General features: G+C 68.3%; 19 protein-coding genes. 14 read left to right on the top strand and 5 right to left on the bottom strand.

Features of this window, described 5'->3' with window-relative positions; translation table 11 throughout:
• Nucleotides 1-85 precede the first annotated feature (85 nt).
• Nucleotides 86-295 (bottom strand): twin transmembrane helix small protein, encoded by a 210-nt coding sequence (locus DIE15_RS21065; RefSeq protein WP_034179103.1) that lies wholly within the window; start codon nt 293-295, stop codon nt 86-88.
• A gap of 84 nt (nt 296-379) precedes the next feature.
• Between DIE15_RS21065 and DIE15_RS21060 the strand changes: the two genes are divergently transcribed.
• From DIE15_RS21060 to DIE15_RS21040, 5 genes are read left to right on the top strand one after another with little or no spacing between them, the layout of a single operon-like run.
• A complete protein-coding gene (locus DIE15_RS21060) occupies nt 380-1,090 on the top strand; it encodes an SURF1 family protein (protein WP_057926669.1) in 711 nt (236 codons plus the stop codon).
• 60 nt (nt 1,091-1,150) lie between these two features.
• Complete coding sequence (locus DIE15_RS21055) at nt 1,151-1,777, top strand: hypothetical protein (protein ID WP_057926494.1); 627 nt, start codon at nt 1,151-1,153, stop codon at nt 1,775-1,777.
• 25 nt (nt 1,778-1,802) lie between these two features.
• A complete protein-coding gene (locus DIE15_RS21050; RefSeq protein ID WP_057926495.1) occupies nt 1,803-2,915 on the top strand; it encodes a heme A synthase in 1,113 nt (370 codons plus the stop codon).
• An 8-nt stretch (nt 2,916-2,923) separates the two neighbouring features.
• A complete protein-coding gene (cyoE, locus tag DIE15_RS21045; protein ID WP_057926496.1) occupies nt 2,924-3,826 on the top strand; it encodes a heme o synthase in 903 nt (300 codons plus the stop codon).
• An 18-nt stretch (nt 3,827-3,844) separates the two neighbouring features.
• Nucleotides 3,845-4,462, top strand: coding sequence for an SCO family protein (locus DIE15_RS21040; RefSeq protein ID WP_057926497.1), 618 nt, complete (start codon nt 3,845-3,847; stop codon nt 4,460-4,462).
• A gap of 153 nt (nt 4,463-4,615) precedes the next feature.
• On the opposite strand, the gene DIE15_RS21035 is transcribed toward DIE15_RS21040, so the two are convergent.
• Nucleotides 4,616-4,906 (bottom strand): YciI family protein, encoded by a 291-nt coding sequence (locus tag DIE15_RS21035; protein ID WP_057926670.1) that lies wholly within the window; start codon nt 4,904-4,906, stop codon nt 4,616-4,618.
• Nucleotides 4,907-5,152: 246 nt separating this feature from the next.
• Here DIE15_RS21035 and DIE15_RS21030 point away from each other — a divergent pair, with 246 nt between their 5' ends.
• Nucleotides 5,153-5,968, top strand: coding sequence for a MetQ/NlpA family ABC transporter substrate-binding protein (locus DIE15_RS21030; protein WP_057926498.1), 816 nt, complete (start codon nt 5,153-5,155; stop codon nt 5,966-5,968).
• Nucleotides 5,969-6,078: 110 nt separating this feature from the next.
• Here DIE15_RS21030 and DIE15_RS21025 read toward each other — a convergent pair whose 3' ends face one another.
• Entirely contained in the window at nt 6,079-6,387 is a 309-nt protein-coding gene (locus DIE15_RS21025; RefSeq protein WP_124834260.1) for a VF_A0006 family four-cysteine protein, read from the bottom strand.
• Between the two features lie 250 nt (nt 6,388-6,637).
• On the opposite strand from DIE15_RS21025, the gene imuA reads away from it, so the two are divergent.
• The 8 genes from imuA to nagE all read left to right on the top strand — a co-directional run bounded on the left by imuA (nt 6,638) and on the right by nagE (nt 19,702).
• A complete protein-coding gene (gene imuA / locus DIE15_RS21020; protein ID WP_124834259.1) occupies nt 6,638-7,345 on the top strand; it encodes a translesion DNA synthesis-associated protein ImuA in 708 nt (235 codons plus the stop codon).
• Entirely contained in the window at nt 7,278-8,765 is a 1,488-nt protein-coding gene (locus tag DIE15_RS21015; protein ID WP_057926501.1) for a DNA polymerase Y family protein, read from the top strand. The genes imuA and DIE15_RS21015 overlap by 68 nt, the downstream gene beginning before the upstream one ends.
• A 6-nt stretch (nt 8,766-8,771) precedes the next feature.
• Nucleotides 8,772-11,987, top strand: a complete 3,216-nt coding sequence (locus tag DIE15_RS21010) for an error-prone DNA polymerase (RefSeq protein ID WP_124834258.1) — start codon at nt 8,772-8,774, stop codon at nt 11,985-11,987.
• Between the two features lie 320 nt (nt 11,988-12,307).
• Nucleotides 12,308-13,042 (top strand): GntR family transcriptional regulator, encoded by a 735-nt coding sequence (locus DIE15_RS21005; protein ID WP_124834257.1) that lies wholly within the window; start codon nt 12,308-12,310, stop codon nt 13,040-13,042.
• A 107-nt stretch (nt 13,043-13,149) separates the two neighbouring features.
• Entirely contained in the window at nt 13,150-14,253 is a 1,104-nt protein-coding gene (gene nagA / locus DIE15_RS21000; RefSeq protein WP_057926504.1) for an N-acetylglucosamine-6-phosphate deacetylase, read from the top strand.
• Complete coding sequence (locus DIE15_RS20995) at nt 14,246-15,253, top strand: SIS domain-containing protein (RefSeq protein ID WP_057926505.1); 1,008 nt, start codon at nt 14,246-14,248, stop codon at nt 15,251-15,253. The genes nagA and DIE15_RS20995 overlap by 8 nt, the downstream gene beginning before the upstream one ends.
• A 15-nt stretch (nt 15,254-15,268) precedes the next feature.
• Nucleotides 15,269-17,851: a phosphoenolpyruvate--protein phosphotransferase gene (ptsP, locus tag DIE15_RS20990; RefSeq protein ID WP_124834256.1), complete on the top strand. Its 2,583-nt coding sequence runs from the start codon at nt 15,269-15,271 to the stop codon at nt 17,849-17,851.
• Between the two features lie 87 nt (nt 17,852-17,938).
• A complete protein-coding gene (gene nagE / locus DIE15_RS20985) occupies nt 17,939-19,702 on the top strand; it encodes an N-acetylglucosamine-specific PTS transporter subunit IIBC (RefSeq protein ID WP_057926507.1) in 1,764 nt (587 codons plus the stop codon).
• Between the two features lie 134 nt (nt 19,703-19,836).
• On the opposite strand, the gene cydX is transcribed toward nagE, so the two are convergent.
• Nucleotides 19,837-19,959, bottom strand: coding sequence for a cytochrome bd-I oxidase subunit CydX (cydX, locus tag DIE15_RS20980; RefSeq protein WP_057926508.1), 123 nt, complete (start codon nt 19,957-19,959; stop codon nt 19,837-19,839).
• A 54-nt stretch (nt 19,960-20,013) separates the two neighbouring features.
• Nucleotides 20,014-21,150 (bottom strand): cytochrome d ubiquinol oxidase subunit II, encoded by a 1,137-nt coding sequence (cydB, locus tag DIE15_RS20975; protein WP_124834255.1) that lies wholly within the window; start codon nt 21,148-21,150, stop codon nt 20,014-20,016.
• Nucleotides 21,151-21,172: the final 22 nt, after the last annotated feature.

Here is a 21,172-nt window from a genome sequence, read left to right as displayed (position 1 = left end):
GCCGCCGCGACTCAGTCAGGCGGCGCTTTTGCTTGGCGGCGCCGATGTGCGGCGATATGTCACAGCCGCTGCCGGGGCGAATGCATCAACGCCCGATCGGCAGGCCGGTCGAATGGATCCAGCCCATCCAGTTCGCGAGCAGGATGAACAGGAACAGCGAGACCGACAGCCCGACGCGGGTGGCAAGCGACCAGACCATGCGTTTCGTATGGCCGCGGTCGTGCATCATGAAGTAGAGCGCCGAGCCCATGCTGGCGATGATCAGGACGAAGGCGATGGGAACGAGGATGTGCATGACACGGACCGGACGACGGCAATTCGAAAGGACGAGGATAATTATCGCACTTCGCTTTCGCGAATGCGCCTGGCGGGTGGCCCGATGAAGATCCGCTGGCTGCCTGCGCTGCTGATTCTCGTCGTCGTCGCGGTCACGATCCGCCTCGGGTTCTGGCAGCGCGATCGCGCGCACCAGAAGGAAGCGCTGCAGGCGAACATCGTGCGTTACGAGCACGCGGCGCCCGTCGACGTCGGTGCGCAGCCGATTCCGCTTGCGTCGATCGAGTTCCACCGCGTGCGGGCCAGGGGCCGCTTCATGCCGGAGCAGGCGGTGTTCCTCGACAATCGGCCGTATAACGACCAGCCGGGTTTTTATGTCGTGATGCCGTTTAAACTCTCGGGCGGCGGCGTCGTGCTGGTGAACCGCGGCTGGCTGCCGCGCAACATCGCCGATCGCACGGCGATCGAGCCGTTCCCGACGCCCGACGGCGACATCGAGATCGAAGGCATCGCGCGCGCGGACGCATCGCGCGCGTTCGAGCTCGGCGAAGGCGGCTCGGCCGCGCACCAGAAGATCCGGCAGAACCTGGACGTCGCCACGTATGCAAAGGAAACGGGGCTGCCGCTGCAGCCGTTCGTGATCCAGCAGACGAGCGACGACGGCGACAAGCTCGTGCGCGACTGGCCGGCGGCGACGACCGGCGTCGAGCGCAATTACGGTTACATGTTTCAGTGGTGGGGCATGGCGGCGGCCGCGCTCGGTTTCGGCCTGTACGCCGCGCGGCGTGCAGCGAAGAAGTCGGCCAGCGCGTGAGCGCGATGCCCGGACGCGGCACAAGCGCCGCGGGTTCGTTTCGAGAGGTCTGATTTGTCCATGCAATCTTCCCGTCAGGGTCCGGCCGCGACGCCGGTTTCGCCGGCGGCCCGCAAGCGCGGCCGCTGGATGCTCGTGCTGCTCGGGCTCGTGTGCGCGGCGCCGATCATCGCGTCGTACTTCACCTATTACGTGATCAAGCCGAAGGGCGGCTCGACCAACTACGGCACGCTGATCGAGCCGCAGCGGCCGATTCCGGCCGACCTGCAGGTCACCGACGAAACCGGCAAGATGGTGCCGCTGTCGTCGCTGCGCGGCGTGTGGCTGTTCGTGATGACCGACCGCAGCGCGTGCGACGACGCTTGCGCGCAAAAGCTCTATTTCATGCGCCAGATCCGCGTCACGCAGGCGGGCGAGCGGCACCGGATCACGATGGTGTGGCTGCGCAGCGATGCGGGCGCGATGCCGCAGAAGGTGCTGGAAGCCTACCCGGACACGCGCCGGCTGGTCGCCGACCCGGCCGCGGTGGCCGCATGGCTGCCGGCCGACGCCGGCACGAAGGACAGCGACCACCTCTACATGGTCGATCCGAACGGCAACCTGATGATGCGTTTCCCGAAGAACCCGAACCCCAGCAAGATCAAGTCGGATGTGACGAAGCTGCTGAAGTGGTCGAGCATCGGTTAAGGCGAGACGACGAGGCACACATTCGATGTCGTATCTACTGCAACTCGGCCTGATCGGCTCGTGCATCGCGCTGCTGCCGCTGTCGTACGTGTGGGTGAAGGCCGACGACAACAAGTTCCGCAAGCTGGTGTGGATCACTACGTTCCTGACGCTCGACCTGGTGATGTTCGGCGGTTTCACGCGGCTGACCGATTCGGGCCTCGGCTGCCCGGACTGGCCCGGCTGCTACGGCACGTCGTCGCCGTTCATCGCGCACGCCGCGATCACGGCCGCGCACCAGGCGATGCCAACCGGCCCCGTCAGCATGACGAAGGCATGGATCGAGATGATCCACCGCTATTTCGCGATGGCGATCGGCGTGCTGATCATCGCGCAGGTCGTGATCGCCTGGTCCGCGCGGCTGCGCCGCCGCCCGCTGCACGTGTCGCCGTGGTGGCCGACGAGCCTCTTGCTGCTGATCGTCGTGCAGGGCGTGTTCGGCGCGTGGACGGTCACGATGAAGCTGCAGCCGGTGATCGTCACGACCCACCTGTTGCTCGGCCTCATGCTGCTCGGCACGCTCGGCTGGCTCGCGGCGCGGCAGACGCCGCTGCCGTCGCATGACCCGGAGGCCGGCCGCTACCGAGCGGCCGCGCTTGCCGCGCTGGTGCTGCTGGTCGTGCAGATCGCGCTCGGCGGCTGGGTGAGCACCAACTACGCGGTGCTCGCGTGTACCGATTTCCCGACCTGCAACGGTCAGTGGATTCCGCCGATGAACTTCAGCCAGGGCTTCCATCTGTGGCGCGCGCTCGGGATGACGAAGGACGGCGAGGCGATCACGCAGGATGCGCTGGTCGCGATCCACTGGACCCACCGCACGTTCGCGTTCGTCGTCGTCGCGTACCTGGCCGCGTTCGCGCTGAAGATGCGTCGCTTCGCGTCGCTGCGGCGGCCCGCGAACGGCGTGTTGCTGGTGGTCCTGCTGCAGTTCCTGACGGGCCTGACCAACATCGTGCTGCAGTGGCCGCTGCCGGTCGCCGTCGCGCACAACGGCGGCGCCGCGATCCTGCTGCTGCTCGTCGTCATGTTAAACTTTCGCATCCTTTCAAGCCGCCCCGGCCGTGTCGTGCAGCCCGCGCGCGACGCCGCCCCGGCGTGACCGTCCCCATGCAAAGCACCCTTTCCCAATCGCCCGGTAGCCGGTTTTCGCAGTACATGGCGCTGACGAAGCCGCGTGTCACGCAGCTCGCGGTGTTTTGCGCGGTGATCGGCATGTTTCTCGCGACGCCGGGCATGGTGCCGTGGCATGTGCTGATCGGCGGCACGGTCGGCATCTGGCTGCTGGCCGGCGCCGCGTTCGCGATCAACTGCCTCGTCGAGCAGAAGATCGACGCGATGATGCGCCGTACCGCATGGCGTCCGTCCGCGCGCGGCGAGATCACGCCCCCGCAGATCCTGCTGTTCTCGGCCGTGCTCGGCAGCGTCGGCGCGTGGACGCTCTATACGTTCACGAACCCGCTGACGATGTGGCTCACGATCGCGACGTTCGTCGGCTATGCGGTGATCTACACGCTGCTGCTCAAGCCGATGACGCCGCAGAACATCGTGATCGGCGGCGCGTCGGGCGCGATGCCGCCGGCGCTCGGCTGGGCCGCGGTCACCGGCGCGGTGCCTGGCGACGCGTGGATCCTCGTGCTGATCATCTTCGTGTGGACGCCGCCGCATTTCTGGGTGCTCGCGCTCTATCGCCGCAAGGACTACGAAAACGCGGGCCTGCCGATGCTGCCCGTCACGCACGGCGAGAAATTCACACGGCTGCACATCCTGCTGTACACGGTGATCCTGTTCGCGGTCACGCTGATGCCGTTCATCTCCGGGATGAGCGGCGCCGTCTACCTGACGAGCGCGGTGCTGCTCGGCGCGGTGTTCCTCGCGTATGCGTGGAAGATCTACCGCGAATATTCGGACGACCTCGCCCGCAAGGCTTTCCGCTACTCGATCGTCTACCTGTCGCTGCTGTTCGCCGCGCTGCTCGTCGATCACTATGCACGCCCGCTGCTCGGCGTGTAACCGCACGGTTTGAACGCAATGCTCCATTCATGGTTCGGGCGCCGCGCGCGCCAAGGCTGGATGCTCGCGTGCGCATTCGCGGCAGCCGCGCTGCTCGCGGGCTGCGACAACGCGCCGAAATTCCAGAATCTCGACATCACCGGCAACACGCAGTTCGGCACCGATTTCTCGCTGCCCGATACGACCGGCAAGGTGCGCACGCTCGCCGACTTCAAGGGCAAGGCTGTCGTGATGTTCTTCGGCTATACGCACTGTCCGGACGTGTGTCCGACGACGATGGCCGAACTGTCCGAGGCGCTCAAGCAGCTCGGCCCCGATGCCGCGAAGCGCGTGCAGGTGCTGTTCGTCACCGTCGATCCGGAGCGCGATACGCCCGCGCTGCTCGGCCAGTACGTGCCCGCATTCGATCCGTCGTTCATTGGCCTGCGGCCGGCCGACGAAGCGCAGCTCAAGAAAGTCACGAAGGATTTCCGCGTGTACTACGCGAAGGTGCAAGGCAAGGCGCCCGGCAGCTACACGATGGATCACACCGCCGCGAGCTACGTATTCGATCGCGACGGCAAGCTGCGCCTGTTCGTGCGCGACGGCCAGGGCCCCGGCCCGTGGGTCCATGACCTGAAGCTGCTGGTCGACTGAGCGGCACGCGCCGCATGATCGCCCGGGCGCTCGCCCGGCGAAACGCGTGACGGCCGCGACGCGCCGTCACGCATGTTTCCTGCTTTTCCTCGATTGGCATTCGCCGCCTCGCGCGGCGGCGTGCTTGCGCACGCGCATTCGTGCGTGAGCGCGTTACGGCAGCGCCGGCACGTTGAAACCCTGCGCGGCACGCGTGATCTTGAATTCGGTCACCCGATACGTCGCGAGCCCTTCGGTCACGAACGGATCGGTCTCGAGGATCGCGTCCAGTTCGCCGCGGTCGATGCGGGCCGCGAGGATCACGCCGCCTTCGCGCGGCACCTTGGGCCCCGCCGCGATGAAGATGCCGCGCTCGAACAGCGGCTGCAGATACGCGCGGTGGCGTTCGAGTGCATCGTCGATGCGCTCGAGCGATGCGTTGTAGTGGATGTCGATGACGTACATGGATGGCCCCGGAATGTCGCCGGCGCGTCGCACGCCGGCCAGCCGGTCTTTGTAGCACAGCTGCCGTTGCGTGTCGTGCCGGACATCGAGTCGCCCATGCTCCGCGAGCACCGCCGCGGTGCATACCCATATGAGCGGGATGTATTTCACTTCCGGCCGATCCTGTGACACCATTTGCCCCTTCCTGCGAGTTCGGGCATACCCGTATCGCGCCCCATTTTCAGTTAGCAAGAAAGCGAGAAACAGATGAAGCGTCGCAGTCTCCTGAAGGTATTTTCCGTGCTGGCCACCGGTGCCGCGCTGACGCTGTCGGCGGGCGCGCACGCTGAAGACAAGGTGATCAAGGTCGGCACGGTCGCCGGTCCGGATTCGGAAGTGTGGCAGGTCGTGCAGAAGGTCGCGAAGGAGAAGGAAGGCCTGAACGTGAAGGTCATCGAGTTCAACGACTACGTGCAGCCGAACGCCGCGCTCGATTCGGGCGACCTCGACGCGAACAGCTTCCAGCATCAACCCTACCTCGACAGCCAGGTGAAGCAGCGCGGCTACAAGATCGTCAGCGCGGGTCTGACCTACATCTCGCCGATGGGCGTGTACTCGAAGAAGTTCAAGGCGCTGAAGGACCTGCCGCAAGGCGCGAAGCTCGCGGTGCCGAACGATCCGTCGAACGAGAACCGCGCGCTGCTGCTGCTGCAGACGCAAGGCGTGATCAAGCTGAAGGCCGGTGCCGGCACGGGCGGCAACAACGCGACGGTGCTCGACATCGCCGAGAACCCGAAGAAGCTGAAGATCTCCGAGCTTGACGCCGCGCAACTGCCGCGCGTGCTGTCGGACGTCGACGCAGCCGTGATCAACACGAACTACGCGCTCGCCGCGAACCTGCAGCCGACCAAGGACGCGATCGCGCTCGAATCGCTGACGAGCCCGTATGCGAACCTGATCGCCGTGCGCGCGAAGGACAAGGATCAGCCGTGGGTGAAGAAGCTGCTCAAGGCGTACCAGTCGACGGAAGTGAGGGAATTCATCAAGAAGCAGTTCAAGGGCTCGATGGTCGCGTCGTTCTGAACGCCGCACACCGGTCGGACCGCTGAAACGAAAGGGCCTGCATCGCGCAGGCCCTTTTTCATTGGCGCGGCCCGCAGGCAACTGCGCGGTGCGCGGTGTTCAGCGCCGCCTCACATCTCGCCGCGCCGCGAGCAGATCGACATGATCTGCTGGATCGCGTAGTTGTCGCGCACGCCCGGCAGCGACTGCACGACGCACTCGTGAAAGCGCCGCTCGCGCGGCAGCAGCATCGCGTTGTTGCGGTACAGCGCGTCGCAAGAGCGCTGAATCAGTTGGGCCGCTGCGCCGTTACGGCTCTCGCGCAGTGCGTTGAGCATGCAGTCGTCATACTGCGCATAGCCGTCGGTCAGCGCGAATGCCGCGCCCGGCAGCACCAGCGCGACGGCCGCGCACGCGATCGCACGGATTCCCCGTTTCATGTGCCCTCCGAGGGGGGACTGGGTCGGCGGACAGCATAACGTAAAGCGGCAAGTGCGGCTGACGCGTTGCGCCGATACCGGCGCGGACCGCAGCCGGCCGGGCAGCGCTCGCGTTTCGCGGCGGTGCGGCGGCCGGGCGCGCCGGCTTCCTCCTCGTTTTCCCCTGACGAAAATACCGGCTTCGTACCAGCACTGTGCGACGCGAGCGCATTGCCATATACTGTACATCTATACAGTTGTGGGTGGCGTCATGCTCGCATCCTCCATTTCTCCCGAATCCCTTCATCCGTCCCTTTGGCGCGGCTCGCAGCTTGCGCGCGGCGGTCCGCGCACGATCGACACGGGTTTCGCGCCGCTGTCCGCCGAACTGCCGGGCGGCGGCTGGCCGGTCGGCGGGCTCGTCGAACTGCTGGCCGCTCAGCCGGGCTGCGGCGAGATGCGGCTGCTCGCGCCCGCGCTCGCGCGCACCGTCAGCGTGCGGCGTCCGCTCGCGCTCGTCGCGCCGCCGCAGTCGCCGCATGCGACCGCGCTGGCCGGTCTCGGCGTGCCGTCCGACGCGCTGCTGTGGCTGCGTGCCGGCAGCCGCACCGATGCATTGTGGGCCGCCGAGCAGGTGCTCCGGACGGGCTGCTGCGGTGCGCTGCTGCTCTGGCAGGACGCACGGCCCGATGCGCTGCGGCGCCTGCATCTCGCGGCCGCGCGCACCGGCGACACGCTGTTCGTGATGCTGCGCCCGCTGTCGGCAGCGCGGCAGCCGTCGCCGGCCGTGCTGCGCGTCGCGCTGCATCCGGTGCCGGGCGGCGTGTCGCTCGACATCGTCAAGCGTCACGGGCCCGCGCACAGCGAGCCGCTCGTGCTCGATTTGCCGTCGCCCATCGTGGAGAGCCGCTATGCGCGTCTTGCTCGGCATCCATCTGCCGCGCCTGCCGCTCGACGTGTGCGTCGCGCCTCCGTCTGACGGCGAGGCCGGCGACGCGGGTTGCGCGGTGCTCGAGCAGGGTGTCGTGCTGATCGCCGACGCGCCCGCGCGTCGGCAGGGCGTGCGCGCGGGCATGAAGCGCGGCGGCGTGCTGACGCTCGCACCCGACACGCGGCTCGTCGAACGCGATCCCGCCCGCGAGGCCGATGCGCTGCGCGCGGTTGCGCTCGCGTTGCTGCGCTTCTCGCCGTGCGTCGCGCTCGACGACGAAGCGACGCTGATCGTCGACGTCGGTCCGAGCCTGCGCCTGTTCGGCGGCCTGCCGTCGCTGTGCCGCCAGGTGCGCGCGACGCTCGCGGCGCTCGGCTATGCGGCGCGCCTGTCCGCCGCGCCGACCGGGCGCGGCGCGTGGTTGCTCGCGCGCACGTCGGCGCGTGCGCGCATCCGGCGCCGCGTGGCCGGGCCGGCTTCGCTTGTCCGTGCGCTCGATCGTCTGCCGTGCGTGCTGCTGCCCGACGCCCGCCCGTATGCGGGCTGGTTCGACGGCCTCGGCTGCCGCACGCTCGCCGATCTGCGCGGCCTGCCGCGCGCGGGGCTGCAGCGCCGCTGCGGTCCGGCGCTGCTCGCCGCGCTCGATCGCGCGTACGGCGATGCGGTCGAGCCGCTCGCGTGGATGGCGGTGCCGCCCGTGTTCGACGTGCGGCTCGAATTGCCGGAGCGCGTCGAATACGCGGAAGCCGTGCTGTTCGCCGCGCGACGGCTCGTCGTGCAGCTGTGCGGGTGGCTGGCCGCGCGGCAGCTGTCGCTGGCCGCGATGACGTTCGATCTCGAGCACGAGCGCGGCCGCCAGGCCGTGCCGCCGACGCCGCTCGAACTCGCGTTCGCCGCGCCCGTGCGCGACGACGCGCACTTCATGCGACTGCTCGGCGAGCGGCTCGCGCGCGTCGAGTTGCCGGCCGCGGTGATCGCGGTGCGGCTGAAGGCCACGCGCGTCGAATCGGTCGCGCCGCCGGCCGACGATCTCTTTCCCGAGCCGGGCGGCACGAAAGAGACGCGCGCGCGGCTGTTCGAACTGCTGGTTGCGCGGCTCGGCGCGGAGAACGTGTTGCGCGCGGCGCCCGTTGCCGATTACCGGCCCGAAGCCGCGAACCGCTGGCTGCCGCTCGATGCGCAGGCGGGCAAGCCGGCCTGCGGGTTGCCGGCCGCGCCGCCGCGTCCCGCGTGGCTGCTGGCCGAGCCGCAGCCGCTCTTGATGCGCGAGAACCGGCCGGTGTTCCATACGCCGCTCAGGATGATGTCGTCGGCCGAGCGGATCGAAGCCGGGTGGTTCGACGGGCAACTGGCCGCACGCGATTACCACGTCGCCCAGGACGAGGCCGGTGCGTGCTACTGGGTGTTCCTGGAGCGTTCGGGAAGCCAGGCCGAGCCGCACTGGTTCCTGCACGGCTTGTTCGGGTGAACGGCAATGGTTGCGGAACTCGGTTGGTTGCCCGATTACGCGGAGTTGTTCTGCCGGTCGAACTTTTCGTTCCTGCATGGCGCGTCGCATGCGGACGAACTGGTCGAGCGGGCGGCCAAGCTCGGCTATCGCGGGATCGCGATCACCGACGAATGCTCGCTGGCCGGCGCGCCGCGCATGCATGTCGCGGCAAAGGCGCAAGGGCTGCCGCTCGTCATCGGGTCGTATTTCGAAGTTACACCGGATGAAGCCGCACCGGGCCACGATCCGGGCCCCGGCGCGTTCGGGCTCGTGCTGCTTGTGCAGAACCGGGAGGGTTACGGCAATCTTTCCGAGCTGATTTCGTGGCGGCGGATGGCCGCGCCGAAGGGCACTTACACGTTGACGTCGCGGATGCTGTCGGCGCCGCCTGCGGAGTTCGCGCACCTGCGCGGCATGCCCGACTGCTTCGCGATTCTCGTGCCCGCGTATCCGGTGCGTGCGGACGTGCTCGACGCGCAGGTCGCATGGTTTCGTGCAACCTTCGGCGAGCGCGCGCGGCTCGGGCTTGTGCAATTGCAGCGCGCGCTCGACGGCGCGCAGCGCGACGAGATTCGCGCGGCCGGCGAGCGGCGCGGCGTGCGTATCGTCGCGCTCGGCGACGTGACGATGCACCGGCGTTCCTGCAAGCCGCTGCAGGACGTGATGACGGCGATCCGCGTCGGGATGCCGGTTTCGGAGTGCGGATATGCGCTCGCGCCGAATGCGGAACAGCATCTGCGCGCGCGCAACCGGATCGCGCAGCTGTTTTCGGCGGAGGAGATCGCGCAGACGTGCGCGATTCTCGACGCGTGCGATTTCGAACTCGACACGCTTCGCTACGAGTATCCGGACGAAATCGTGCCAGCGGGGCACACGCCGACGAGCTACCTGGAACAGGAAACCCGGGCAGGCGCGGCCGCGCGTTATCCGCAGGGTATTCCGGAAAAGGTCGCGGGGCTGATCAAGCATGAACTCGACCTGATTGCGAAGCTGAGCTATGAGCCGTTCTTCCTGACCGTCTACGACATCGTCAAATACGCACGCAGCCGGAACATCCTGTGTCAGGGTCGCGGCTCGGCCGCGAACTCGGTCGTCTGCTATTGCCTCGGCATCACCGAGGTCAATCCCGATCAGAGCACGATGCTGTTCGAGCGCTTCATCAGCGAGAAGCGCGGCGAGCCGCCCGACATCGACGTCGACTTCGAGCATCAGCGCCGGGAAGAGGTCATTCAGCATATCTACGAAAAATACGGCAAGGATCGCGCCGCACTCGCGGCGGCCGTCTCGACGTACCGCCCGCGCGGCGTGCTGCGAGAAACCGGCAAGGCGCTCGGTGTCGATCCGATGCTGGTCGACCGCGTTGCGAAGGGGCATCGCTGGTTCGACGGCAGCCGCAACCTGCTGCAGCAATTCGCATCGACCGGCCTCGACCCGGCGACACCGATCATTCGCGCATGGGCCGAACTGGCCGGGCGCTTGCTGAACTTTCCGCGTCACCTGTCGCAGCACTCGGGCGGCTTCGTGATCAGCCGCGGCAAGCTCACGCGGCTCGTGCCGGTCGAGAACGCGGCGATGGACGGGCGGCGCGTGATCCAGTGGGACAAGGACGATCTCGAGGCGCTCGAGTTGATGAAGGTCGACGTGCTTGCGCTCGGCATGCTGTCGGCGCTGCATCGCGCGTTCGACATGCGCACAGCGTGGCGCGGGCCGCAGGAGGACGGCGAGCCGTTCACGCTGAAGCACATTCCGCAGGATGACGAAGCAACCTACGACATGATCTGCGGCGCCGATACGGTCGGCGTGTTCCAGATCGAATCGCGTGCGCAGATGTCGATGCTGCCGCGCTTGCGGCCGCGCAACTACTACGACCTCGTCGTTCAGGTGTCGATCGTGCGGCCCGGGCCGATCCAGGGCGGCGCCGTGCATCCGTACCTGAAGCGGCGCAGGATCGTGGCCGGCGAAGAGGACGGCGAGGTCACGTATCCGAGCGACGCGCTCAAGGAAGTGCTCGAACGCACGCTCGGCGTGCCGATCTTCCAGGAACAGGTGATGCAGATCGCGATCGTCGCGGCGGGCTTCACGCCAGGGGAGGCCGACGAGCTGCGCCGCGCGATGGCCGCGTGGAAGCGCAAGGGCAACCTCGAGAAGTATCACGACAAGATCGTCGACGGGATGCTCGAACGCAACTACACGCGCGAATTCGCCGAACAGATCTTCGAGCAGATCAAGGGCTTCGGCGAATACGGTTTCCCCGAGAGCCACGCGGCCAGCTTCGCGAAACTCGCCTATGCGAGCAGCTGGCTCAAATGCCACGAACCGGCGATTTTCGTCGCGTCGCTGCTGAACAGCCAGCCGATGGGTTTCTATCCACCGTCGCAGCTCGTGCAGGACGCGAAGCGTCATGGCGTGAAGGTCTTTCCGGCCGACGTCACGCGTAGCGGCTGGGAAGCGTCGCTCGAAGCGCTGCCCGGTCAGCCGCCGCCATACGGCCAGCCGGCGGTGCGGCTCGGCCTGTTGCTCGTGCGCGGGCTCGGCGAGGCCGCCGCGCGGCGCATCGAGGCCGCGCGCGCGGCTGGCCCGTTCGAGAGCGTCGACGCGCTCGCGCGCCGCGCACAGCTCGAACGGCGCGATCTCGAAGCGCTCGCCGCCGCGAATGCGCTCGCGACGCTCGCCGGTCATCGGCGCGATGCGCTGTGGCAGGCCGTCGCAGCGGCGCCCGAGCGCGACCTGCTCGCCGCCGCGTCGATCGACGAAACGGAGCGACCCGTGCTCGGCGCGCCGTCGGAAGCCGACGACATCCTCGCCGACTATCACACCACCGGCCTCACGCTGAACCGCCACCCGGTCGCGCTGCTGCGGCCCGCGTTGCGCGCGCATCGGCTGTCGTCCTCGGCCGAGTTGCGCGACCGTCCCGACGGCCGGCTCGCGCGAGCGTGCGGGCTCGTGATCGCGCGGCAGATGCCGGGCACCGCGAAGGGCGTGATGTTCATGACGCTCGAGGACGAAACGGGCTGCGTGAACGTGATCGTGCGGCCCGAGCTGCTCGCGCGGCAGCGCCGCGAAACGCTCGATTCGCGGCTGCTCGCGGCGTCGGGCGTATGGCAGGTCGTCAGCGGCGTGAGGCACCTCGTCGCGCAGTATTTCGAGGATCTGACGCCGCTGCTCGGCGGCCTGCGCACGTCGAGCCGCGAGTTCCATTGACGCAGCGCGCCGGCACGCCGCTCGCGCGCTGCCGCCGGATGCATACCAGTCGATCAAATTGGTTCTATTCAGGTATCGTTTTCGCCACACGAAGCCCGCCGAATCCGGCACCGGAACGGTCCCCTTGCATACCACTTCGGGTAAATCCCTATCCTGCATCGCATTGTAAACAAAGGCTTTCCCGCTACTAAAACGCTTGTGTGGCAAGGCTTCCGGCGATTTTCGCGACGCTAATACCAGTTCGTTGACTGGTATTATTGTGGTTATATAATGCGTTCACTTTCGACGGTCCGAGATCGTCGCCCGACACCCGGAGGCACATGGAAACCGGCTGGTCCGAACTGGCGCCCGATTCCCTCGACGACACACCGCTGTATCTGCAGCTCGCCCGCAACCTGGCGAGCGCGATTCACGCCGGCGCGTGGCGGGCCGGAGAGGCGCTGCCGTCGGAGCGGCTGCTGTCGGGGGCGGTCGGCGTGTCGCGGATCACGGCCCGCCGTGCGCTCGCGCTGCTGGTCGAGCAGGGGCTGATCAAGCGGGCGCGCGGTGCGGGCAGCTTCATCACGCCGCGTGTCGCCGATCCGCTGTCGCGTCTCGTCGGCTTCACCGCGAAGATGCAGCAGCGCGGCTTCACGCCCGATTCGGTGTGGCTGTCGCGCACGCTGCGCGCCGCGAGCCGCGACGAGATCACGCGGCTCGGTCTCGCGCCGGGCGCGACGGTCGCGCGGCTCGAACGTCTGCGCCGCGCGGACGGCATCGTGATGGCCGTCGAGCATTCGACGCTGCCGGCCGCGGTGGTGCCGGATCCGCAGGCGCTCGGCACGTCGCTGTACGAATACCTCGACGCGCGCGGGATGACCGTCGTGCGCGCGCTGCAGCACTTTCGCGCGGCAAACGCGACGCACGAGATCGCGAAGTGGATGGCGGTGAAGCCGGGCTCGGCGCTGCTCGTGATCACGCGCATCGGCTACGGCGTCGACCAGCGTGCGATCGAAGTGACCGAAACGTATTGCCGCGACGACTATTACGACTTCGTCGCCGAACTGAAACGCTGACGCGCGAGACTGCCCGCGCGCCACGCGCAACGGAACGCAACGAAGCACAACGGATTTGCAAATCGCGACGCGGATGTCCGCGTCACCAGATCATCTAGAGAAACGTCATGCTGACTGGAAACATCCTTACCCCCGACGGCTGGATTCACGGTTCGCTCGACAGCGAGAACGGCCGCATCACCACGCTCGACGGCACGCCCGCCGATCCCGCGAAGAACGACGCGCCGTACATCCTGCCCGGCTTCATCGACCTGCATGTGCACGGCGGCGGCGGCGCCGACGTGATGGAAGGCGGCGACGTGATCGAGACGATTGCGCGCACGCACGCGCAATTCGGCACGACGAGCCTGCTCGCGACGACGATGACCGCGCCGCGCGACGAACTGATGCAGGTCGTCGCGAACCTCGGCACCGTCGCGCGCACCCGCTCGCCGGGCGGCGCGCGCGTGCTCGGCGTGCACCTCGAAGGGCCGTACATCAACCCCGGCAAGCTCGGCGCGCAGCCGGACGCGGCCGTGTCGGCCGTGCTCGACGAAGTGCTGAAGTACCTGTCGATCGCGCCGATCCGGGTCGTCACGCTCGCACCGGAAATCGCCGGCCACATCGAGATCATCGGCGAGATGGCCGCGCGCGGCGTGCGTGTGCAGCTCGGTCACTCGCTCGCGACCTACGACGACGCGGTGGCCGCGCTCAAGCACGGCGCGTGCGGCTTCACGCACCTGTTCAACGCGATGTCGCCGCTGCATCACCGCAACCCGGGCCTGGTGGGCGCCGCGCTCGCGCATGCCGAATACGCGGAAATCATTCCCGACCTGCTGCACGTGCACCCGGGCGCGATTCGTGCGGCGCTGCGCGCGATTCCGCGCCTGTACGTCGTGACCGACAGCACGTCCGCCACCGGTATGCCCGACGGCGAATACCGTCTCGGCAGCCAGCACGTGACGAAGTGCCTCGGCGGCGTGCGGCTCGCCGACGGCACGCTCGCCGGCAGCACGCTGACGATGGACCAGGCGCTGCGCAACCTCGTGTCGCTCGGCCTGCCGATCGCCGACGTGTCGAACCGGATGTCGCGCTATGCGGCCGACTATCTCGGCGTTGCCGATCGCGGCCGCCTCGAGCGCGGCGCATGGGCCGACCTCGTGGTGTTCGATCGCGACCTGAACCTCACCGCGACCTACGTCGAAGGAGAATCGATTGTCGAATATGCTTAAGGAAGCGCGCGAGTCCGCCCAGGTCGTCGCCGCGCAGCTCGCCGATACGACGCGCGTCGAAGCGCTCGCCGGCCAACTGCTCGATCATCCGCCGGCCGTCTCGCTGACGGTCGCGCGCGGCAGCTCGGATCACGCCGCGAGTTATTTCGCGAGCCTGACGATGAGCCGCCTCGGCGTGCCGGTCGCGTCGCTGCCGATGTCGGTCGCGACGCTGCAGCAGGCGAAGCTGTTGGTGCAGGACCAACTTGCGATCGCCTTCTCCCAGTCGGGCAAGAGCCCCGATCTCGTCAATACGATGGCCGCGCTGCGCGAAGCCGGCGCGCGCACCGTCGCCGCCGTCAACGTGCTGCCGTCGCCGCTCGCCGACGCGTGCGAGCACCAGCTGCCGCTGCTGGCCGGCCCCGAACTGTCGGTCGCCGCGACCAAGAGCTATATCGCGATGCTGTCGCTGTCCGCGCAGATCGTCGCGTACTGGCAGCGCGACGCCGCGCTGATGACCGCATTGCGCGGCCTGCCCGACGTGCTCGCGCAAGCCGGCCGGCTCGACTGGTCGTCGGCCGTCGCCGCGCTCGCGGGCGTCGAGCGGATGATCGTGATCGGCCGTGGCCTGGGCCTCGCGATCGCGCAGGAAGCCGCGCTGAAGCTGAAGGAAACCTCCGGCATCCAGGCCGAGGCGTTCTCGAGCGCCGAAGTCCGTCACGGCCCGATGGAGCTGATCGACCGCGACTATCCGCTGCTCGTGTTCGCACCGCCGGGGCCCGAGCAGGCCGGGCTGCTGCAGCTCGCGCAGGACATGCGCGCACGCGGCGCCGCGGTGCTGCTCGCGGCCCCCGCCGGCACGCCCGGCGCGACGCTGCCGCTTGCGCAGTCCGCCCATTCGGCGCTCGACCCGATCGCCGCCATTCTTTCGTTCTACGTGATGGCGGCGGATCTCGCCGTCGCGCGCGGCCGCAATCCCGACACGCCGCGCCACCTGAACAAAGTCACCGAAACGCACTGATAGCCGAGACAGCCGATGAGACGCGCCGAGGAGTCCCAGTTGAAGAGTTCCACCCATGATCCGATCGTTCTGCTGAGCCCCTTGACCGGGCCGATCGTCGCACTGGCCGATGTGCCCGATCCGGTGTTCTCCGGCGGGATGTTCGGCGACGGCATCGGCATCGACCCGCTCGCGGGCAAGCTCGTCGCGCCGTGCGCCGGCATCGTGTCGCATCTCGCGCGTACCGGCCATGCGGTGACCATCACGACGCCGCAAGGCGCGGAAGTGCTGCTGCACATCGGCATCGACACCGTGGAGCTGAACGGGCAGGGCTTCACCGCGCGCGTCGAGGCCGGCGCGCGTGTCGAAGCGGGCGACTTGCTGATCGAATTCGACCAGGACGCGGTCGCACGCAGTGCGCATTCGCTGGTCTCGGTGATCGCGATCGCGAACTCCGATGCGTTCGACGTCGTCGAGCGCGCGAGCGGTTTCGCGACGGCCGGCGAGACGCCGCTCCTGACGCTGCGCGGCAAGGGCGAAGCCGCCGCGCAGGCGGCGCAGGCCGGCGCCGCGGCGATGAACGAAGTGCGCCGCGAGATCGTGCTGACGCAGCCGGGCGGCCTGCATGCACGGCCGGCCGCGCGGGCGCGCGAAGCCGCGCGCGGGCTCGACGCACATGTCGACGTGCATTTCGACGGCCGCAAGGCGCCGATCGCAAGCGTGGTCGGCCTGCTCGGCCTCGGCGCCGGCGAAGGTGCGACGATCGAACTGGTCGGCCGCGGCGCGCACGCGCAGCAAGCCGTCGAAGCGGTCGAGCACGAACTGCTGCGTGAAGCGCACGGCGAAGTCGAGGAAACGCCGGCTAGGCTCAAGTCGCCCGCGCCGCAGATGGTCGTGCACCATACCGGCGCGTCGCTCGATCCGAACACGCTCGCGGGTGTGTGCGCGGCACCCGGCATCGCGGTCGGCACGCTCGTGCGTCTCGACGATGCGGACATCGTGCCGCCCGAGCAGGCGACCGGCACGCCCGCGTCGGAAAGCCGACAGCTCGATCAGGCGCTGAAGGCGGTCGACGCCGAACTCGACGAAACGGTGCGCAACGCATCGGCGCGCGGCGCGGTCGGCGAGGCGGGGATTTTCGCGGTGCATCGTGTGCTGCTCGAAGACCCGACGCTGGTCGACGCGGCGCGCGACCAGATCAGCCTCGGCAAGAGCGCGGGCTTCGCGTGGCGCGCGACGATCCGCGCGCAGATCGACACGCTGTCGAAGCTCGACGACGCGCTGCTCGCCGAGCGCGCGGCCGACCTGCGTGACATCGAGAAGCGCGTGTTGCGCGCGCTCGGTCATACGAGCGGCGCGACGCGCACGCTGCCCGACGAGGCCGTGCTCGCCGCCGAGGAATTCACGCCGTCGGACCTGTCGTCGCTCGATCGCCAGCGCGTGACCGCGCTCGTGATGGCGCGCGGCGGCGCGACGTCGCATGCGGCGATCATCGCGCGCCAGCTCGGCATTCCGGCGCTTGTCGCGGTCGGCGACGCGCTCTACGCGATTCCGGACGGCACGCAGGTTGTCGTCGATGCGAGCGCGGGCCGTCTCGAACACGCGCCGACCGCGCTCGACGTCGAGCGCGCGCGCCACGAACGCCAGCGCCTGGACGGCGTGCGCGAAGCGAACCGGCAGATGGCCGGCACCGGCGCCGCGACCGTCGACGGCCGCGCGATCGAGGTTGCCGCGAACATCGCGACGCTCGACGACGCGAACACCGCGGTCGACAACGGCGCGGACGCGGTCGGCCTGCTGCGCACCGAGCTGATGTTCATCCATCGCCAGGCCGCGCCGAGCGTCGTCGAGCACCAGCAGAGCTACCAGTCGATCGTCGATGCGCTGCAGGGCCGCACCGCGATCATCCGCACGCTCGACGTCGGCGCCGACAAGGAAGTCGACTACCTGACGCTGCCGCCCGAACCGAACCCGGCGCTCGGCCTGCGCGGCATCCGCCTCGCGCAGGTGCGCCCCGATCTGCTCGACGATCAGCTGCAGGGCCTGCTCGCGGTGAAGCCGTTCGGCGCGGTGCGCATCCTGCTGCCGATGGTGACGGATGCGGGCGAGATCGTGCGGCTGCGCAAGCGCATCGACGAATTCGCGCGTGCACAGGGCCGCACCGAGCCGATCGAGGTCGGCGTGATGATCGAGGTGCCGTCGGCGGCGCTGCTCGCCGACCAGCTCGCGCAGCACGCGGATTTCCTGTCGATCGGCACCAACGACCTGACGCAATACACGCTCGCGATGGACCGCTGCCAGGCCGATCTGGCCGCGCAGTCCGATGGCCTGCATCCGGCCGTGCTGCGCCTGATCGATATCGCGGTGCGCGGTGCCGCGAAGCACGGCAAGTGGGTCGGCGTGTGCGGCGCGCTGGGCGGCGATCCGCTCGCGGTGCCGATCCTGGTGGGCCTCGGTGTGACCGAGCTGTCGGTCGACCCCGTATCGGTGCCGGGCATCAAGGCGCGCGTGCGCCGTCTCGATTACCAGCTGTGTCGCCAGCGTGCGCAGGACCTGCTCGCACTCGACTCGGCACAGGCGGTAAGGGCAGCAAGCCGCGAGGTCTGGCCGCTCGACTGAACGTCGGCGGCGGGCGCGCGACCCGTTTCACTACGAAAGCAATTAGGTCAACGACGATTAATGACGAGACATGGATTGGAGGACTGAATGGACGGGAATCCGTTTCTGAAGATACAGGGGCTGGGCCGGGCGCTGATGCTGCCGATCGCGGTGTTGCCGGTCGCCGGCATCCTGCTGCGGCTCGGACAGCCGGACGTGTTCAACATCAAGATGATCGCCGACGCCGGCGGCGCGATCTTCGACAACTTGCCGCTCCTGTTCGCGATCGGCGTGGCGGTCGGCTTCGCGAAGGACAACAACGGCGTGGCGGCACTCGCGGGCGCGATCGGCTACCTGATCGAAACCGCGATCATGAAGGACATCGATCCCAAGCTGAACATGGGCGTGCTGTCCGGGATCATCGCGGGCGTGGTCGCGGGCCTGCTGTACAACCGCTACAAGGACATCAAGCTGCCGGACTACCTCGCGTTCTTCGGCGGCAAGCGGTTCGTGCCGATCATCACGGGGCTCGTGTGCGTGATACTCGGCATCGTATTCGGATACGTATGGCAGCCGATCCAGCATGCGATCGACGCGGCCGGCCAGTGGCTGACGACGGCGGGCGCGATCGGTGCGTTCGTGTTCGGCTTCCTGAACCGCCTGCTGCTCGTCACGGGCCTGCACCACATCATCAACTCGCTCGCGTGGTTCGTGTTCGGCAACTTCACGCCGCCGGCCGGCGGCGAGATCGTGCACGGCGACCTGCACCGCTTCTTCGCGGGTGATCCGACCGCGGGCACCTTCATGGCCGGCTTCTTCCCGATCATGATGTTCGGCCTGCCGGCCGCGTGTCTCGCGATGCTGCACGAAGCGCCGAAGGAGCGCCGCGCGATGGTCGGCGGCCTGCTGTTCTCGATGGCGCTCACGTCGTTCCTGACCGGTGTGACCGAGCCGATCGAATTCAGCTTCATGTTCCTCGCGCCGGTGCTGTACGTGATTCATGCGGTGCTCACGGGGCTGTCGCTCGCGATCTGCCAGATCCTCGGCGTGAAGCTCGGCTTCACGTTCTCGGCCGGCGCGATCGACTACGTGCTGAACTACGGGCTGTCGACGAAGGGCTGGATCGCGATTCCGCTCGGCATCGCGTACGGCGCCGCGTATTACGGGCTGTTCCGCTTCTTCATCCGCAAGTTCAACATGGCGACGCCGGGCCGCGAGCCGGCCTCGGCCGATGCAGCGACCGAGTCGTACGCATCGGGCGGTTTCGTCGCACCGGCTGGCGGTGCCGCGGCGGCCGCGCCGCGTGCGCAGCGCTACATCGCCGCGCTCGGCGGTGCGGGCAACCTGACGGTCGTCGACGCATGCACGACGCGCCTGCGCCTGACCGTCGTCGATCCGGAGAAGGTGTCGGAGCCTGAACTGAAGTCGATCGGCGCGCGCGGCGTGCTCAAGCGCGGCGGCAACAGCGTGCAGGTGATCATCGGGCCCGAGGCCGACATCATTGCCGACGAGATGCGTTCGGCGATCGGCAGCGGCGCGACGGGTGCCGCGGCGACGGCAACGACCGCGGCTGCGCAGCCAGTCACGGGCGCGGCGGCCGGCCCGCTCGATCCCGATCCGCTGCGCTGGCTCGCGGTGTTCGGCGGTGCGACCAACGTCGCATCGCTCGACGCGATCGCGACCACGCGCCTGCGTGTCGTCGTGCGCGACGCATCGGCGGTCGATCGCGATCGACTCGGTGCGCTCGACGTCGCATGGGTGTCGCCGGACACGTTACACATCGTCTGCGGCAACGCGGCGCCACGCTATGCGGAACAGCTCGGCGCACGCCTGCCGCCGACGGGCGGCGGTGCGGCCGCGCAACCGGCCTGATCAGGCATGACGCGATGAGGCGGGGCCGGTTCGCGTAGCGGGTCCGGGCCGCAGGGCAGTAAAACGAAAACGGCTTGCGATGCGTCGCAAGCCGTTTTTCCTTGGGGCGGCGGTGCGATCCGCCGTGTCACGCGTCAGTCGCGGCGTGCGCGCACCGGCGTTTCCGGCGACTTCTGCCGTGCTTCGAGCCACATCGCGTTGACGATGCCGAACGACAGCGCGACGCCGATACCGAGAATCCAGCTGAAATACCACATGGTCCGACTCCTTGCGAAACGGTGGGCGAGGGCGCATGTGCGCCCCGGCCGGGTTCAATACATCGAGTGCTTGTTCTCTTCGAGCGATTGATGCGTGACCTTGCCGCGCATCACGCGATAGACCCAGCTCGTGTAGAGCAGGATGATCGGCAAGAACACGATCACCGCGAACAGCATCACCTGCAGCGTCATATGGCTCGACGTCGAATCCCACACGGTGAGGCTGCTGCGCGGGTCGAGCGACGACGGCATGATGAACGGGAACATCGAGAAGCCCGCGGTCAGGATCACGCCGGCGATCATCAGGCCGGTGCAGAGGAACGCCGTCTTTTCCTGCTTCGAGCCGGCGAGCAGCAGCGCGAGCAGGCCGCCTGCGATCCCGACCACCGGTGCCGCGATCATCCACGGATATTCGCCGTAGTTCGCGAGCCACAGGCCTGAGCCGGCGGCGACGTCCTTCAGCAGTGGGTTCGCGACCGTATCGTTCGGTGCGGCGTGCGTGATGTGGAAGCCGCCGATCGTCGACGCGACCAGCACGCCGGCCAGCACGAACAGCACGACCGCGAGGAGCGCCGACACGCGCAGCGCGATCGACGCGCGGCGCGCGATCGCGCCGTCGGTCTTCATCTTGATGAACGCGGCGCCGTGCGCGACGAGCATCGTGAGGCTGACGAGCCCGCAGAGCAGCGCGAACGGGTTCAGCAGTGCCCAGAAGCCGCCGTAGTAGGTCACCCGCAGGTCGCTGTCGAACTTGAACGGCACGCCCTGCAGCAGATTGCCGAACGCGACGCCGAACACCAGCGCCGGCACGAAGCCGCCGACGAACAGGCCCCAGTCCCAGCCCGCGCGCCAGCGCGGGTCGGGCCGCTTGCTGCGATAGTCGAAGCCGACCGGCCGGAAGAACAGCGCGAACAGCACGAGCAGCATCGCGAAGTAGAAGCCGGAGAACGACGCGGCGTACACGAGCGGCCACGCGGCGAACATCGCGCCGCCGGCCGTGATCAGCCACACCTGGTTGCCTTCCCACGTCGCGCCGACCGTGTTGACGATGATGCGGCGCTCGTCGTCGGTCTTGCCGAGGAACGGCAGCAGCGCGGTCGCGCCCATGTCGAAGCCGTCGGTGACGGCGAAGCCGATCAGCAGCACGCCGACCAGCAGCCACCAGATCAGCTTGAGAGTTGCATAGTCCATAGCGATTCCTTGTTCCGTTGCG

Origin of the sequence: Burkholderia sp. Bp9031, from assembly GCF_003857965.1 — a bacterium.
GTDB classification, from domain to species: domain Bacteria; phylum Pseudomonadota; class Gammaproteobacteria; order Burkholderiales; family Burkholderiaceae; genus Burkholderia; species Burkholderia ambifaria_A.
Note: the sequence above shows the minus strand (reverse complement) of the source record. Positions and strands in the feature narration are given on the sequence as shown.